This is a genomic window from Sphingomonas sp. (assembly GCF_017745215.1).
GTDB lineage: Bacteria > Pseudomonadota > Alphaproteobacteria > Sphingomonadales > Sphingomonadaceae > Sphingomonas.
The window spans coordinates 1-14,826 of sequence record NZ_JAGHZV010000020.1 but is presented as its reverse complement, the minus strand read 5'-3'; the positions used below and the strand labels follow the sequence as shown (position 1 = coordinate 14,826).

Annotated in this window: 18 protein-coding genes; 13 read left to right on the top strand and 5 right to left on the bottom strand. The window is 68.9% G+C overall.

Translation table 11 applies throughout. The features are described 5' to 3' along the window. Nucleotides 1-185: 185 nt before the first annotated feature. Both ctrA and J7495_RS17095 read right to left on the bottom strand, forming a co-directional pair. Nucleotides 186-893 carry a response regulator transcription factor CtrA gene (ctrA, locus tag J7495_RS17100; protein ID WP_294058037.1) on the bottom strand — a complete coding sequence of 236 codons (708 nt, stop codon included), beginning with the start codon at nt 891-893 and terminating at the stop codon, nt 186-188. Nucleotides 894-1,047: 154 nt separating this feature from the next. After that, on the bottom strand, nt 1,048-1,983 hold the full coding sequence (locus J7495_RS17095; protein ID WP_294058035.1) for a LysR family transcriptional regulator: 936 nt from the start codon (nt 1,981-1,983) through the stop codon (nt 1,048-1,050). A gap of 233 nt (nt 1,984-2,216) precedes the next feature. Here J7495_RS17095 and J7495_RS17090 point away from each other — a divergent pair, with 233 nt between their 5' ends. The 7 genes from J7495_RS17090 to J7495_RS17060 all read left to right on the top strand — a co-directional run bounded on the left by J7495_RS17090 (nt 2,217) and on the right by J7495_RS17060 (nt 8,305). Then, nucleotides 2,217-2,915, top strand: coding sequence for a pirin family protein (locus J7495_RS17090; protein ID WP_294058033.1), 699 nt, complete (start codon nt 2,217-2,219; stop codon nt 2,913-2,915). A 102-nt stretch (nt 2,916-3,017) separates the two neighbouring features. Then, nucleotides 3,018-3,620: an NAD(P)H:quinone oxidoreductase gene (wrbA, locus tag J7495_RS17085; protein WP_294058032.1), complete on the top strand. Its 603-nt coding sequence runs from the start codon at nt 3,018-3,020 to the stop codon at nt 3,618-3,620. Between the two features lie 178 nt (nt 3,621-3,798). Then, the gene (locus J7495_RS17080; protein ID WP_294058030.1) at nt 3,799-4,470 is read left to right on the top strand and encodes an RluA family pseudouridine synthase; all 672 of its coding nucleotides are present in this window, start codon (nt 3,799-3,801) and stop codon (nt 4,468-4,470) included. Then, entirely contained in the window at nt 4,463-4,864 is a 402-nt protein-coding gene (arfB, locus tag J7495_RS17075) for an alternative ribosome rescue aminoacyl-tRNA hydrolase ArfB (RefSeq protein WP_294058029.1), read from the top strand. The genes J7495_RS17080 and arfB overlap by 8 nt, the downstream gene beginning before the upstream one ends. A gap of 115 nt (nt 4,865-4,979) precedes the next feature. Then, the gene (locus J7495_RS17070) at nt 4,980-6,323 is read left to right on the top strand and encodes a methyl-accepting chemotaxis protein (RefSeq protein WP_294058027.1); all 1,344 of its coding nucleotides are present in this window, start codon (nt 4,980-4,982) and stop codon (nt 6,321-6,323) included. Nucleotides 6,324-6,656: 333 nt separating this feature from the next. Continuing rightward, a complete protein-coding gene (locus J7495_RS17065; RefSeq protein WP_294058025.1) occupies nt 6,657-7,139 on the top strand; it encodes a GAF domain-containing protein in 483 nt (160 codons plus the stop codon). Nucleotides 7,140-7,267: 128 nt separating this feature from the next. Further along, nucleotides 7,268-8,305, top strand: coding sequence for an RcnB family protein (locus J7495_RS17060; RefSeq protein WP_294058023.1), 1,038 nt, complete (start codon nt 7,268-7,270; stop codon nt 8,303-8,305). A 222-nt stretch (nt 8,306-8,527) separates the two neighbouring features. Here the strand turns inward: J7495_RS17060 and J7495_RS17055 are convergent, their stop codons facing one another. From J7495_RS17055 to J7495_RS17045, 3 genes are read right to left on the bottom strand one after another with little or no spacing between them, the layout of a single operon-like run. Beyond that, entirely contained in the window at nt 8,528-9,826 is a 1,299-nt protein-coding gene (locus J7495_RS17055) for a M20/M25/M40 family metallo-hydrolase (protein ID WP_294058022.1), read from the bottom strand. 31 nt (nt 9,827-9,857) lie between these two features. Next, complete coding sequence (locus tag J7495_RS17050) at nt 9,858-10,010, bottom strand: hypothetical protein (protein ID WP_294058021.1); 153 nt, start codon at nt 10,008-10,010, stop codon at nt 9,858-9,860. Between the two features lie 48 nt (nt 10,011-10,058). After that, nucleotides 10,059-10,514 (bottom strand): universal stress protein, encoded by a 456-nt coding sequence (locus tag J7495_RS17045; protein WP_294058020.1) that lies wholly within the window; start codon nt 10,512-10,514, stop codon nt 10,059-10,061. 124 nt (nt 10,515-10,638) lie between these two features. On the opposite strand from J7495_RS17045, the gene J7495_RS17040 reads away from it, so the two are divergent. The 6 genes from J7495_RS17040 to lpdA all read left to right on the top strand — a co-directional run. After that, nucleotides 10,639-11,937, top strand: coding sequence for a pyruvate dehydrogenase complex dihydrolipoamide acetyltransferase (locus tag J7495_RS17040; RefSeq protein WP_294058019.1), 1,299 nt, complete (start codon nt 10,639-10,641; stop codon nt 11,935-11,937). A 13-nt stretch (nt 11,938-11,950) separates the two neighbouring features. Further along, nucleotides 11,951-12,190, top strand: a complete 240-nt coding sequence (locus J7495_RS17035) for a hypothetical protein (protein WP_294058018.1) — start codon at nt 11,951-11,953, stop codon at nt 12,188-12,190. Beyond that, a complete protein-coding gene (locus tag J7495_RS17030; protein ID WP_294058017.1) occupies nt 12,180-12,593 on the top strand; it encodes an acyl-CoA thioesterase in 414 nt (137 codons plus the stop codon). The genes J7495_RS17035 and J7495_RS17030 overlap by 11 nt, the downstream gene beginning before the upstream one ends. Beyond that, nucleotides 12,590-13,006 (top strand): hypothetical protein, encoded by a 417-nt coding sequence (locus J7495_RS17025; protein WP_294058016.1) that lies wholly within the window; start codon nt 12,590-12,592, stop codon nt 13,004-13,006. The genes J7495_RS17030 and J7495_RS17025 overlap by 4 nt, the downstream gene beginning before the upstream one ends. Then, nucleotides 12,999-13,505, top strand: coding sequence for an endonuclease domain-containing protein (locus J7495_RS17020; protein ID WP_294058015.1), 507 nt, complete (start codon nt 12,999-13,001; stop codon nt 13,503-13,505). Before J7495_RS17025 ends, J7495_RS17020 begins: the two co-directional genes overlap by 8 nt. Beyond that, on the top strand, nt 13,498-14,826 hold a 1,329-nt coding region (lpdA, locus tag J7495_RS17015; protein WP_294058013.1), incomplete at its 3' end, for a dihydrolipoyl dehydrogenase. The genes J7495_RS17020 and lpdA, both read left to right, overlap by 8 nt.

Below are 14,826 nucleotides of genomic sequence, written 5' to 3'. Positions count from 1 at the left end.
GCCACGAGCGGCGTCCTCTGCAACCCTGGGTCCCGGCTTTCGCCGGGATGACGGTTTGAGAGTCGGCATGGCCGAGAAAACAGAAAAGGCCGCGGTCCCCCTAGGACCCGCGGCCTTCCCTTGCCCCCGTTGCCCCCGGAGAAATGGCGGTCAGGCGACCGCCGAGACGCTGCCCCAATCGGCGGTCAGGCGACCGCCGAAACGCTGCCCTTGTCCTCGTCGGGCTCGCGCAGCACATAGCCGCGGCCCCAGACGGTCTCGATGTAGTTCTCGCCGTCGCAAGCCAGGCTCAGCTTCTTGCGCAGCTTGCAGATGAACACGTCGATGATCTTGAGCTCGGGCTCGTCCATCCCGCCGTAGAGATGGTTGAGGAACATCTCCTTGGTGAGCGTCGTGCCCTTGCGGAGCGAGAGCAGCTCCAGCATCGCATATTCCTTGCCGGTCAGGTGCACGCGCGCGCCGTCGACCTCGACCGTCTTGGCGTCGAGGTTGACCGCGAGCTTGCCCGTGCGGATCACCGACTGGCTGTGGCCCTTCGAACGGCGGACCACGGCGTGGATGCGCGCGATCAGCTCTTCGCGGTGGAAGGGCTTGGTGACGTAGTCGTCGGCGCCGAAGCCGAACGAGCGCACCTTCGAATCCATCTCGCTGATGCCCGACAGGATCAGTACCGGCGTCTGCACTCGGGCGACGCGGAGCTTCTTCAGCACGTCATAGCCGTGCATGTCTGGCAGGTTGAGGTCGAGGAGGATGATGTCGTAGTCATAGAGCTTGCCGAGATCCAAGCCCTCCTCGCCGAGGTCCGTCGTATAGACGTTGAACCCTTCGGTGGTGAGCATCAACTCGATAGCCTTGGCCGTCGTAGGCTCGTCTTCAATCAGAAGCACGCGCATCGCAACTTCCCCTTGCCCCATCGGCGTCGCCGTCCGGACCGGTGGCGCACGCTGAGCGATTCATTAACCTAAGCACATCTGAAGGCAAAAGGTTAATTTCTGCCTAACCGGCCTATATCCACGAGTCGCGGAGAATCACGAGTAAGAGATTTCCCTAAAGTGGCATTTCGGAGGCAAGGCGATTGCGCTCCTCGCAGACCGGTTTGAGCCGGTCTGCGAGGAAGCTCAGCAACGCTTCCACACGCGCGGGACGCAGCGTTCCCGGCGGGGTTACAAGATGGAGTCCGGCCGCGCTTACCGACCAGTCTTCCAGCACCGACTCCAATGCGCCGGACGCGAGATCGTTCCCGACGAGGAAGTTGGGCAGCCGCGCGATGCCGAGGCCGAGGCGGAGCAGCGGGAGCATCGCGTCGCCGCTGTCGGTGCGCATCGGCCCGTCGACGCGCACGGCGGCTTCCTCGCCGCCCGCGCGGCGAAAGCGCCAGACGTCGGGGTTGGCGGTGTTGGTATAGACGAGGCAGGCGTGCGTCGCGAGGTCGGCGGGGTGGCGCGGGCGGCCGTGGCGCTCGAAATAGCTTGGCGCGGCGACGATATGCGTGGTGATCGGCCCCACCCGGCGCGCGCGCAGCGATGAATCGGGCAGCTCGGCGATGCGCAGCGCGATGTCGATCCCCTCGGCGACGATGTCGACAAAGGCATCGGAGAGCTTGAGCTCGATCCGGATCGCCGGGTTGGCGGCCATGAAGTCGGCGAGCATCGGCGCGATCGTGTTGATCCCGAAGGTGAGCGGCGCGGCGAGCCGGATCAGCCCGGAGGGCGCGCTGGCGGCGTCGCGCGCGGCTTCCTCGGCCTCGGTCGCTTCCTCGAGGATGCGCTGTGCGCGTTCGGCGAGGCCCTGGCCGCTCTGGGTGAGGGTGAGCCGGCGCGAAGTGCGGTGGAAGAGCGTGGTGCCCAGCCGCGCCTCCAGGCGGCTGATCGCCTTCGACACGGTCGCCTTGGACGTCCCCAGCGCCTCGGCCGCGCCGCTGAACGAGCGATGCTCGACCACCGCGGCGAACACCGCCCAGGCCTCGAAGTCGGGTAGCTTCATTCTGTTCCTTCCATCGCTGGGGGAGGGGTTCCCAGCCAACTCAACCCGTCATCCCGGCGAAAGCCGGGACCCAGGGTTGTGGAGGACGTCGCTCGCGGCCCTGGGTCCCGGCGTTCGCCGGGATGACGACTGAAGGGTGTCGTATAAACCGGAAACGATCTGTTTCTAACGTTTCCATTTACGCTCCCATCGCGCGACCTATCTATGCTGCAACCCATTCAGGAGTTCCGACGATGATCGAACGCCGCTCTTTCGAAAGCCTCGGCCATGCCAACCATGGCTGGCTGAATGCGAAGCACCATTTCAGCTTCGCCAATTACTACGACCCCGACCGGATGAACTGGGGCGCGATCCGCGTCTGGAACGACGACGAGATCGCCTCCAACTCGGGCTTCCCGCCGCATCCGCACGCGAACATGGAGATCATCACCTATGTCCGCCAGGGCGCGATCACGCACCAGGATTCGATGGGCAACCGCGGCCGCACCCAGGCCGGCGACGTCCAGGTGATGAGCGCCGGCTCGGGCATCCGCCACGCCGAGTACAACCTCGAGCCCGAGACCACCCGGATCTTCCAGATCTGGATCGAGCCGCGCTCGACCGGCGGCCAGCCGAGCTGGGGCGCCAAGCCGTTCCCCAAGGGCGATCGCTCGGGCAAGTTCGTGACGCTCGCCTCGGGGTTCGCCGAGGACAACGACGCGCTGATGATCCGCGCCGACGCCCGCGTGCTCGGTGCGACGCTCAAGGCCGGCGAATCGGTCGAGCACGTTATCGGCGAAGGCCGCCATGCGTACCTCGTCCCTGCGGTTGGTGCGGTTACCCTCAATGGTGATCGCATCGAGGCGCGCGATGGGGCAGCGCTCTCGGGCGGGCAGACCGTGACGATCACCGCGCTCGAAGATGCCGAGATCGTGCTGGTCGACGCCGAATGACGAAATCCCCGGCCCTTCGCGGGGCCGGGAAGGGGAGGGCCCTGTCGATCCTCCCTGTCCCCCCAAGACAGACCCTCCCCTGACTCTCCAGGAGCAACTCCAATGCCGAAGATCCTCGTTCTCTATTATTCGTCCTACGGCCACCTCGCGAAGATGGCCGACGCCGTCGCCGAAGGCGCGCGCAGCGCCGGCGCCCAGGTCGACGTCCGCCGCGTCCCCGAGACCGCGCCGTTCGAAGTCGCCCAGGCCGCGGGCTTCGTGGTCGACCACAGCCATGAGGTCCTTGAGGACCCCAATGAGCTCGCCGACTACGACGGCATCATCGTCGGCGCACCGACGCGCTTCGGCCGGATGGCGAGCCAGATGGCGGCCTTCTGGGACAAGGCGGGCGGCGTCTGGTTCCAGGGCAAGCTCCACGGCAAGGTCGGCGGCGCCTTCTCATCGACCGCGACGCAGCACGGCGGCCAGGAGACCACGCTCTTCTCGATCATCACCAACCTGCTCCACTTCGGCCTGACGATCGTCGGCCTCGACTATGGCTATCAGGGCCAGGCCGGCGTCGACGTGGTGAAGGGCGGCTCGCCCTATGGCGCGACGACGATCGCCGACGGCGACGGCAGCCGCCAGCCGAGCGAAAGCGAACTCGAGGGCGCCCGCTACCAGGGCCGCCGCATCGCCGAGACCGCGGCGAAGCTGGCCGCCTGACCCTTACCGGGGCCGGCAGTCCCTCCCCCCTTGATGCCGGTCCCGGAGCGGCGGCTGGAAGCGATGGCTTCCGGCCGCCGTGATGCGTTTGTTTCTACAATCGTCATCCGGCTTTCGCCGGGGTGACGACCGAGGGAGAACTGGCGCCCTGAGCGCGGCAGGCTATATCGCCTCCCAAATGCTCAACCAGCGCATCCTCTTCCTCGACGGCGAGGCCGTGGTGATCGACAAGCCCGCCGGGCTCGCCGTCGACACGCCGCGCGACGGCTCGCCCAGCGTCGAGGCGATGCTCGACCAGCTCACCTTCGGCTTCCAGCGCCTGCCCCAGCCCGTCCACCGCATCGACCGCGACACCAGCGGCTGCCTGCTGCTCGCGCGCAACCCCAAGGCGATGAAGCGCTTCGGCCAGGCGTTCGAGGCCGGCGAAGTCACCAAACGCTACATCGCGATCCTCGACGGCGTGCCCGAAGGCGAGGCGGGCATCGTCGACCTGCCGCTCGCCAAGGTCTCGAGCGCCGCGACCGGCTGGCGGATGCGCGGCGACCCCAGGCACGGCAAGCCCGCGCGCACGCGCTGGCGGCTGCTCCAGATGGGCGAGGGCCAGGCGAAGGGCCGCGCGCTCGTCGCCTTCTATCCCGAGACCGGCCGCACCCACCAGCTCCGCGTCCACGCCGCCGAGGGGCTCGGCATTCCGATCATGGGCGATCCCGTCTATGGCGCCGGCGCGCTGCCGCTGGGGATGATGCTCCACGCCTCGGCGCTCAGCGTGCCGCGTCCCGGCAAGCGCGACATCACTGCCGATGCGCCCTGGCCGCGCCGGTTCGAGGAAGCGGGGTTCGCCAATGGCTGACATCCCCGAAGAGGCGATCGTCGAGGAGAAGTTCCTCGCCGCCACCGGCCCCGGCGGGCAGAACGTCAACAAGGTCGCGACCGCGGTGCAGCTGCGCGTCGATGTGTTCAGGCTCGGCCTGCCGGTCCACGCCTATCAGCGGCTCAAGGTGCTCGCCGGCACCCGGCTCACCGCCGCCGGCGAGCTGCTGATCACCGCGCGCCGCTTCCGCACCCAGGAAGCCAATCGCGCCGACGCCCGCGAGCGCCTCTCCGAGCTGATCGACAAGGCGCACGAGCGCCAGGCCAAGCGGATCAGGACCAAGCCGAGCAAGGCCGCCAAGGCGCGCCGCGTCGACGCCAAGAAGGGCCGCGGCGCGGTCAAGGCCGGCCGCGCCAAGGTCCAGTTCGACTGAACCGGATCGGGCCATTTCGCAGCTGCAACATTACCGACCGTTAACGGTCGACCCCTAGGCTGGCGAACCAGGGCCGAAGGGGGGCCGTCCAGTCATGCAGATGTCTCGTCGAGAATTGCCCGAGCTCGGGAGCGGCAGCGCCGCGATCGACTTGCAGGAGCGGCTCCGTCTCTTCAACTTCGAGCCGCGCGACTTCGAAGTCGCCGAGCAGATCTGGGAGATCCTCGAGCCCGAGGCCGCCGCCGTCGCCGAGACGCACTGGCTGCAATGGCGCCGCATGTTCGGCGGCCGCGAGAAGTTCGTCGACCATCCCGATGCCGAGACGGTGCGGCGCGGCGTCGACTATCTGCGCAACCGCTTCACCAAGGTGGGCGACATCGCCTGGGTCCAGTCGGCCGAGCGCACCGTCGCCGCGGCGATCGCCGCCGATGTGACGCTGACCGCGATCCTCTCGATGACCGGCGCGGGCGGCTCGCGCACGCTCGAGATCCTCGGCCGCCGCCACGAATGTTCGAAGGAGGAGCGCCACGAGATCAACGGCGTCTTCTCGCACCTGCGCTCGCTCGAATGCGACGTCTACGCGAGCCTCTACGCCTACTACGTCGAGTTCGGCGCGCGCCGCGAGCGCGACCGGCTCGCCGAGGAGTTCCGCAACGGCATCGCTTCGACGGTCGCCTCGGTGTCGCGCGAGGGCAATGTGCTGCGCGCGCAGGCGGCGGGGGCTTCCTCCTCGGCGCGCGGGATGATGGGCAAGACCTCCGAAGTCGCTGCCGCGGCCGAGCAGTCGGCGGTGGCGATGCGCGAGGCGGCGTCGACCGCGGCGGGCCTCATCCGCGCGATCGAGGATGCCCGCGGCGAAGTCGAATCGGCCGCCGAGATCGCTTCGCGCGCCTCGACCCAGGCCGACCAGGCGGTGGGCATGTCCGAATTGCTGAGCGACCATGCGCGCTCGATCGAATCGATCCTGGGGCTGATCCGCGACATCGCCGGCCAGACCAACCTCCTCGCGCTCAACGCGACGATCGAGGCTGCGCGCGCCGGCGACGCGGGCCGCGGCTTCGCGGTGGTTGCGCAGGAAGTGAAAAGCCTCGCCAGCCAGACCGCGCGCGCGACCGACGACATCGCGGGCAAGATCGCCGCGATCCAGTCTGCGACGCGCTCGACGGTCGAGACCAATGCCGGGATCGAAGCGACCGTCGCCGAGGTCAAGGCCTCGGCCAACCGCATCCGCGTCGCGATGGAGATCCAGGCGCAGACGGTGACCGCGATCACCGCGGCGGTCGACGAGACTGCGCTCGCCGCCGATTCGATGTCCGACACCGTCGCCGCGATCCGCGCCGACACCGAGACCGTCGCGCTCGAGATCGACGCGCTCGGCCGCGGGTTCGAAGCAGTGACCGGCCAGCTGGCGAACCTCGAGAGCAGCGCGGGCGATTTCGTGACGAAGGTGGCGGCCTGAGCGGCCCGGCCGGATCGAGGGCGTTTCAATTGCACGCTTTGAAAGCAGCGCGGGAGGGAGGGGCCTTGTCTCTTTAATCGTCATCCCGGCGAAAGCCGGGACCCAGGGCCACGAGTCGCGAGCGGGTTCAGGAGCGAAGAGTCACAAGAGTCACAACCCGTCGCCGAAAATCGGGTGTCCGGTTGCCGGCGGGTTCAAGGGGCGGCCGGATTGTTCCAGCCGCGCCAGCCAAGCAGGCGAAATCCTACATTGCAAGCCAGGCGGCACAGGCGGCCGCGCACCGCGCCGAAAGACCCTCTCCCGCTCGCGGTCGATCGTGCCTAGATACGCGCCATGTACAGTTTCGACATCGCCACCGATTCCAAGGCCGAGCTCTATCGCGAGCTCGCCGCTGCGCTCGATTCGCTGACCGCCGGCGAGCCCGATCCGATCGCCAACATGGCGAACGTCTCGGCGCTGCTGATGCAGGTGCTGCCCGACCTCAACTGGGCGGGCTTCTACCGCAATATCGGCGGCGAGCTGGTGCTCGGGCCGTTCCAGGGCAAGGCGGCGTGCATCCGCATCCCCTTCGGCAAGGGCGTATGCGGCACCGCGGCGTCGACGCGCGAGACCCAATTGGTCGAGGACGTCCATGCCTTCCCCGGCCATATCGCCTGCGATGCCGACAGCCGCTCGGAGCTGGTCGTGCCGATCGTCCACCAGGGCGAGCTGCTCGGCGTGCTCGACCTCGACAGCCCCAGCCCGGCGCGCTTCGACCATGGTGACGCCGCCGGCTGCGAGGCGCTGATGGCGATCCTGGGCCCGCGCATCGCCTGAGAGGTTAACGCGGGCGAGGCGCTGCCCCGCATCGGGACTCCGTTAACGATCCTCTTCCGTGGTGCCGAAACGCCGCAAGGGTTACCAAAGTATTTACCGCGCCGAGGCGCGTGCTTTGGGAGTCTTGCATGCGTCGTTTGGCACTGGCAGCGCTGATCGCCTCGGGCGTCGCAGCCGCGCCCGCCGATGCGCAACAGGCCCGTACGGGCGGGCCGGTCTTCTACAACAGCTCGCCGGGCACGCCCAACGCGCCGAACATCCCGCCGCCCTCGGTGGTCTATGACCCCGCCGGCCCGGCCTTCCACAACACCCCCCCGATGGCCTCGCCCAATCCGCCGCGCGCCCAGCCGCCGCGCGCCTGGGTGTCGCCCAATCCGCCGCATGTGCCCGGCCCGGGGGGCTATGCCGGGCCGCAGCATCCGGGGGGACGCTGGGGCGGATCGATCGACGGCCGCTGGTGGGGAGGCGCCCGCGCTCCGGGGGGCTGGCGGGGGTATCACCGCCAGCGGAGGGGCGCGGTGCTGCCGTCCTATTGGCTCGGCGGGGACTTCCGCATTCCCGACTATGCCGATTACGGGCTGAGCCGCCCGGACTATGGCTATGGCTGGGTCCGCTATTACGACGACGCCGTGCTCGTCGACGGGTCGGGCCGGGTGTGGGATTCGGTGGGCGGCATCGCCTGGGCCGATGCCGAGGCGGGCGCGGGCTATGGCACCGCCTATGCGAGCAGCGCGGCCTCGGCCAGCGCGAGCGCGGGCGGCTATGGCAACGGCGGATACGGCTATGACGACCGCTCGATCCAGCCGGTCGATCCCGACGACTATTACGGATACCCCGAGGGGGGGTATGCACCGCCGGCGGTGGGGGCGCCGCCGGCGGCGCAGTTGCCGCCGCCACCCTGTCCGCAGCGCTGCCCGGGCGCGCGCGTGGTCTATGACGGGAACGGGTATCAGGGCGGATATCAAGGGGGCTATCAGGGCAGCGCCTATTATGGCGGCGGCTATTACGGCGGGGGCACGACCACGATCATCATCCCGGGTCCGGTGATCACCACCACGACCACGACGGAAGTGATCGAGGAAACCTCGACCGCCTATGTCGGCCGCACCAAGCGCGTGCTCCGCTCGAAGCTCCGCCCACGCAAGCCGGCCTGTGGCTGCCGCTGAAGGTTCAAGGGACATCCTCGTTGACGGAGGATCAGGGGTGGAGGTGATGCTGCGATCTGGTCAATCGCAACAGTGCTTCCACCCCGTTTTTTGTGCCGATCTCATCCCCTGATCCGTCATCCCGGCGAAAGCCGGGACCCAGGGTTGTGGAGGACGTCGCTCGTGGCCCTGGGTCCCGGCTTTCGCCGGGATGACGACTGAGAGGTCGAGGAAGGGGAGGACCTAATTCCCCCGCCCCGCGAAGGTCACCAAACTCTCCGACCCGTCCGCCGCCAGCGCCGAAACGCCGACGAAATTGTCGTCCACCGGCACGTCCTCGAGCAGCGCCTCCGCCATCGTGCCGCCGGGCACGTCGCGCGCGCCCGTCCAGTCCTGCCTGTCGGTGCGCCGCCAGCGGATGCGGTACCCCGCCGCGCCCGCCACCGGCTGCCACTTCACCGTCGTGTCGAGCCCCAGCGCGCCCGCCATCGTCGCGGCTTCGGGCGCCGCGGGGGCACTGGCCAGCCGCCGGATCGTCGCGACGTTGATCGCGGTGACCTTGGCGAGATAGGCGAAGTCCATCCGGTCGACCGTGTCGCCATAGGCCATGCCCTTCTCGGTGCGCAGGTCCTGGTGCTGCGCGTCCCAATTCTCGATCCCCACGGTGAAGCGCACCGCCGGATAGCCGAGCGCGAGGAAGGGGATGTGGTCGCCGCTGCGCGAGAAGCGATCGGGCCGCCGGTCGAGGAATACGTCTAGCCCGCCGGGGATCGTCGCGGCGATGCCGTCGACCGCCTTGGCGAGCGCGCGGCTTGGGCCGTCGTCCTCGCCGCCGTCGCCGCGCCGCGCCTGCTGGCCCTTGAGGTCCTCCGACGCGCGGATGCCCTCGGAGAAGACGCGTACCCGGTCGGCAACCTTCGTGCCGCCCTGGCCGAGCGTGTTGCCGACGATGTCGTTGTTGAGCACCGCGGTCACCGTCCAGCCGCGCTCCTTGGCGGTGTCGGCGAGCAGCTGCGCGCCGAACAGCCCCTGTTCCTCGCCGGACGTGATCGCATAGATGATCGTCGCGTCGAACTTCTCGTGCGAGAGGATGCGCGCCGCCTCGATCACCAGCGCGACGCCCGATCCGTCGTCGTTGGCGCCCGGCGCGTCGGAGGTCGCGTTCATCACGTCGCTCACGCGGCTGTCGATATGGCCCATGACGATGATCACGCGCCGGGGATCGCGGCCCTGCTGGAAGCCGAGCACGTCGACGATCTGCACCCCGTTCGGCGCACGCGGGCCGGTGAAGCCGCGGCCGATGTTGGCGACTTCGATGCAGTTGCACGCGTCGCCGATCCGCGAGAGCTCGGCCATCGCCCAGCGCCGAGCGGCGCCGATGCCGCGGGTGGGGTGGTCGGGGTCGGAGAGCGTGTGGCGCGTGCCGAAGCTGACGAGCTTCTCGACCGTCGCCTTGAGGCGCGCGGGGTCGGGCTTCTCGGGCGCCTGCGCCAGGGCGGGGGTCGCGATCAGGGCGAGCGGGGCGAGGGCGAGGATGCGCATAGCCGTTGAGTGGCCCGGCCCGGGCGGCGGGTCAATTGCCCGGCGCGCCGACGTCCTTGCCGCTCAGTCCCGCGCCCATCGTCGCGCCGGCCTTGGGCGGCTTGGCTTCCTGCGACGCAGCCGCGCTGCAGCCCGCCAGCCACAGGCTTGCCGCCGCGATCATGAGGATGCGTTTCGTGACCATGGCCTCCGCCTTAGCGCCGGAGGGTTGAGGATCGCCTAACTCGGCCGTCTAACTCAGCCGGTCGATCGCATCGGGGTCGAGCGCGCCGGGGATGATCATGATCGGCACGCTCAGCGTCCCCGCGTCGTGCCCGGCGAAATGCGTCACCAGCGGGCCTGGCGCGCCGGTCGCGGCGGCGCCGAGCACCAGCGCGGCGATCTCGGGATTGTCGGCGATCATCTCGCGGATCTCGCGCGGACCATCCCCCTCGCGGATCGTGATCGCTGGCGTGATCCCCGATTCGGAGAGGATCGTCCCCGCCGCGCGCGTGACCAGCGACTCGGCGCGCAGCCGCGCCTCTTCCTCGATCGTCGCCATCACCCCGCCCCATTGGACGAAGTCGGGCTTGGGCACGAGCGCCAGGATCTCGACGCTGCCGCCGGTCTTCACGGCGCGGCGCGCGGCGAAGCGAAGGGCGATCTCGGCCTCTGGGCTCTCGTCGATCACCACCAGATAGGTGCGCATGGCTGGGTTCCTCCCCGTGCGTCTAGGTGGACCTCGATTGCGCCATGCGCAAGCCCATGGGCTTGACCGCGGGTGGCGCGGCGGCAAAGGGAGAGCCAAGCCAAACTCCCCGGGACGGACACTCATGCCGATCGAGATCAAGATGCCTGCGCTTTCCCCGACGATGGAGGAAGGCACGCTCGCCAAATGGCTGGTCAAGGAAGGCGACACGGTCAAGTCCGGCGACCTGATGGCCGAGATCGAGACCGACAAGGCGACGATGGAGTTCGAAGCCGTCGACGAAGGCGTGATCGGCAAGATCCTCGTCCCCGAAGGCACCGACAATGTGAAGGTCGGCACCGTCATCGCGGTCCTCGACGGCGACGGCGGCGAGATTGCCGCCCCGGTGCCCGCCGCCGCCCCGGCTCCGGCCCCAGCTCCTGCGCCCGCACCGGCTCCCCTCGCCTCGGCTCCCGCGCCGAGCCCCGCTCCAGCCCCCGCCGCTGCCTCGGGCGACCGCGTCAAGGCGAGCCCGCTCGCGCGCCGCATCGCCGAGCAGAAGGGCGTCGACCTGTCGGGCGTCGCCGGCTCGGGCCCGAACGGCCGGATCGTCAAGGCCGATGTCGAGGGCGCCAAGCCCGGCGCCGCTCCGGCCGTCCAGCCCGCCACTGCCGCCGCGGCGCCTGCGCCCTCCGCCGCCCCGGCACCGGCCGCCGCGCCCGCCGAGCACAAGCCGGTCTGGTACGACGACACGATCCCGCACGAGGAGGAGAAGCTCTCCAACATCCGCAAGACGATCGCGCGCCGCCTCACCGAATCGAAGCAGACCGTCCCGCACATTTACCTCACGGTCGACATCCGCCTCGATGCGCTGCTCAAGCTGCGCACCGAGCTCAACGCCAGCCTCGAGAGCCGCGGCGTCAAGCTCTCGGTCAACGACCTGCTGATCAAGGCGCTGGGCGTCACGCTGATCGCCGCGCCCAAGTGCAACGTCACCTACACCGGCGACAAGCTGATCAAGTACAGCCGCGCCGACGTCTCCGTCGCGGTCTCGACTCCCACCGGCCTCATCACCCCGATCATCCGCGACGCCGCGGGCAAGAGCGTCTCGGCGATCTCGACCGAGATGAAGGACCTTGCCGGTCGCGCCCGCGAGGGCAAGCTCCAGCCGCAGGAATATCAGGGCGGCACCGCCAGCCTGTCGAACATGGGCATGTACGGGATCAAGCAGTTCGAGGCGGTGATCAATCCGCCGCAGGGCATGATCATGGCGATCGGCGCGGGCGAGAAGCGCCCCTATATCGTCGACGACGCGCTCGCCGTCGCCACGGTGATGAGCGTCACCGGCAGCTTCGACCACCGCGCGATCGATGGCGCGGACGGCGCCGAGATGATGAAGATCTTCAAGGAGCTGGTCGAGGCTCCGCTGGGCATGATTGCCTGAGCGGGGCTCCGCGATGCGCGTCTTCATCGAGGTGCTCCACATCGTCGTCGGCGTCCTCGCCGCGATGCTGATCGCGTCGTTCGCCGCCTGGTCCTATCCGCTCGCGCGGCACGACATCTGGCTGGTGACCGATGTCGCGATGATCCTGATCGTCGCGATGGGCATCGGCCCGATCCGCCGCGCCTATGCCGAGGATCGCAGGACGCTTGCCGAGGCTGGCGCCGAAGCCGGAAAGAAGCAGGATGATGAGTGAGACCGGCGAGCCGTGTCCGCCCCCGGGCGCGCCCGCGATCCGCGTCGTCGCGATGCCCGCCGACGCCAATCCCTATGGCGACATCTTCGGCGGCTGGCTGATGAGCATGATGGACCTCGCCGCCGGCTCGATCGCTTCGCGCCATTCGCGCGGGCGCGCCGTCACGATCGCTGTCGAGGCGATGCAGTTCCACTTGCCGGTCTCGGTCGGCGACGAAGTCTCGGTCTATGCCAGCCTCGTGCGCACCGGCCGCACCTCGATGACGATCGAAGTCGAGGCCTGGCGCCGCCACCGCCACGAGGAGACGATGCGCAAGGTCACCGAAGCGCGCTTCACCTTCGTCGCGATCGACGCCGAGCGGATGCCGCGCCCGATCCCGCCGCTCGCGGGCGCCGGCGCATGACCGGCTATCCTTCCTTCGGCGCGGCGCTGCTCCAGGGGCTGGTGACGACGCTCGTGATGGTCGGCCCGTGGCTGGTCGCGCCGTTCGGCGGCCGGCTGCGCGTCACCGCGGCCGATGTCGGCATGGCGCTGGCCGCGGTCGGCGGCGTGCTGATCGTCACCGTCGCGCTGTTCTGGCCGTTCGAGGGCGACTGGGTCGACTGGCTGCTCGGCCCGGCGCGCTCGCTGCGCGCGCTGCTCGTCGGCGGCTTCGTGCTGCTGGCCGGCATGGCCTGGTTCCTCCGCCGCCGCCTCGCGCGCGCCGAGAGCGCGGTGCGCCTCGGCACCGCCTTCCTGCTCGGCGCGGCCTGGGGCTCGGTGTGGAGCTTCTCGGGCTGGTGCCTTGCCACCGGCGGCGTGGTGGCGAGTGTCTGAGGCCGATCTGGGCGACAATTTTCCCTCCCCCCTTGCGGGGGAGGGAGGGCCCCGCCGCGAAGCGGTGGGAGGGAGAGGGGGCGCGCTCGCCAGAGCGCGCAATCTGCGCCGCAACCAGACCGATGCCGAAGCCGCGCTCTGGCGCTTGCTCCGCAACAAGCGCCTGCTCGGCTGGAAGTTCAAACGCCAGCAGCCGATCGGCCCTTACGTCGCCGACTTCGTTTGCCTCTCTGCGCGACTGATCGTCGAGGCTGACGGCTCGCAGCATCTCGATAGCGCGCACGACGCGAAGCGCGACCGCTGGCTTGAATCGCAGGGCTTCCGCCTGCTCCGCTTGTGGAACCACGAGATTCTCACCAATTCGGATGGTGCGCTGAGCGCCATCCTCGTGTCGCTCCAAGCCGCCGCCGGGCCATCGAGGCCCGGCGGCGGCCGCCCCTCTCCCCAACCCTCCCCCGCAAGGGGGGAGGGAGTTCAGGACGGACCTTTCCATGGCTGAATCCTACGACGTCATCGTTCTCGGCTCGGGCCCCGGCGGCTATGTCGCGGCGATCCGCGCGAGCCAGCTCGGGCTCAAGACCACGATCGTCGAGCGCGAGCTGCTTGGCGGCATCTGCCTCAACTGGGGCTGCATCCCCACCAAGGCGCTGCTCCGCTCGGCCGAGGTGTTCCACCACATGCAGCACGCCAAGGACTATGGCCTGGCGGCGGAGAAGATCACCGCCGACCTGGAAGCGGTGGTCAAGCGCTCGCGCGGCGTGGCGAAGCAGCTCAACCAGGGCGTCACGCACCTGATGAAGAAGAACAAGATCGCGGTGCACATGGGCACGGGCACGCTCACCGCCGCGAACAAGCTGACCGTCACCGCCGAGGACGGCAAGAAGACCGAGCTCGAGGCGAAGAACATCATCGTCGCCACCGGTGCCCGCGCCCGCGACCTGCCCTTCGCCAAGGCCGACGGCAAGCGCATCTGGACCTACCGGACGGCGATGACCCCGCCGGAGATGCCGACCAAGCTGCTGGTCATCGGCTCGGGCGCGATCGGCGTCGAGTTCGCCAGCTTCTACAACGACATGGGCGCCAAGGTGACCATCGTCGAGATGCTCGACCGGATCGTGCCGGTGGAGGACAAGGACGTCTCCGCGCATCTCGAGAAGCAGTTCAAGAAGCAGGGGATGGACATCCGCACCTCGACCGGCGTCGACAAGATCGACGTGACGGCCACGGGCGTGAAGGCCTCGATCAAGGACAAGGACGGCAAGACGACGGTCGAGGAGTTCAGCCACGTCATCGTCGCGATCGGCATCGTGCCGAACACCGAGAATATCGGGCTGGAGACGCTGGGCGTGAAGACCGAGCGCGGCCACATCATCACCGATGCGGCGTGCAAGACCAATGTGCCCGGCCTCTATGCGATCGGCGACGTCACCGCGCCGCCGTTCCTCGCGCACAAGGCGAGCCATGAGGGCGTGATCGCCGTCGAGGCGATCGCCGGCAAGCATCCGCACGCGATGGACGTCCGCAACATCCCGGGCTGCACCTATTGCCACCCGCAGATCGCTAGCGTCGGCCTGACCGAGGCCAAGGCCAAGGAAGCCGGCTATGAGGTGAAGGTCGGCAACTTCCCCTTCATCGGCAACGGCAAGGCGATCGCGCTGGGCGAGGCCGAAGGCTTCGTGAAGACCGTGTTCGACGCCAAGACCGGCGAACTGCTCGGCGCGCACATGATCGGCGCCGAGGTCACCGAGATGATCCATGGCTACACCGTCGGCAAGACGCTCGAGACCACCGAGGCCGAGCTGATCGAGACGGTCTTCCCG

Coding starts and splice junctions, on each gene's coding strand:
- arfB (WP_294058029.1), top strand. CDS start 4,463: ATGGCTGACATCCCCGAAGAGGCGATCGTCGAGGAGAAGTTCCTCGCC.
- J7495_RS17030 (WP_294058017.1), top strand. CDS start 12,180: ATGATGAGTGAGACCGGCGAGCCGTGTCCGCCCCCGGGCGCGCCCGCG.
- ctrA (WP_294058037.1), bottom strand. CDS start 893: ATGCGCGTGCTTCTGATTGAAGACGAGCCTACGACGGCCAAGGCTATC.
- J7495_RS17025 (WP_294058016.1), top strand. CDS start 12,590: ATGACCGGCTATCCTTCCTTCGGCGCGGCGCTGCTCCAGGGGCTGGTG.
- J7495_RS17060 (WP_294058023.1), top strand. CDS start 7,268: ATGCGTCGTTTGGCACTGGCAGCGCTGATCGCCTCGGGCGTCGCAGCC.
- J7495_RS17050 (WP_294058021.1), bottom strand. CDS start 10,010: ATGGTCACGAAACGCATCCTCATGATCGCGGCGGCAAGCCTGTGGCTG.
- J7495_RS17090 (WP_294058033.1), top strand. CDS start 2,217: ATGATCGAACGCCGCTCTTTCGAAAGCCTCGGCCATGCCAACCATGGC.
- J7495_RS17065 (WP_294058025.1), top strand. CDS start 6,657: ATGTACAGTTTCGACATCGCCACCGATTCCAAGGCCGAGCTCTATCGC.
- J7495_RS17055 (WP_294058022.1), bottom strand. CDS start 9,826: ATGCGCATCCTCGCCCTCGCCCCGCTCGCCCTGATCGCGACCCCCGCC.
- J7495_RS17080 (WP_294058030.1), top strand. CDS start 3,799: ATGCTCAACCAGCGCATCCTCTTCCTCGACGGCGAGGCCGTGGTGATC.
- wrbA (WP_294058032.1), top strand. CDS start 3,018: ATGCCGAAGATCCTCGTTCTCTATTATTCGTCCTACGGCCACCTCGCG.
- J7495_RS17095 (WP_294058035.1), bottom strand. CDS start 1,983: ATGAAGCTACCCGACTTCGAGGCCTGGGCGGTGTTCGCCGCGGTGGTC.
- J7495_RS17040 (WP_294058019.1), top strand. CDS start 10,639: ATGCCGATCGAGATCAAGATGCCTGCGCTTTCCCCGACGATGGAGGAA.
- J7495_RS17045 (WP_294058020.1), bottom strand. CDS start 10,514: ATGCGCACCTATCTGGTGGTGATCGACGAGAGCCCAGAGGCCGAGATC.
- J7495_RS17035 (WP_294058018.1), top strand. CDS start 11,951: ATGCGCGTCTTCATCGAGGTGCTCCACATCGTCGTCGGCGTCCTCGCC.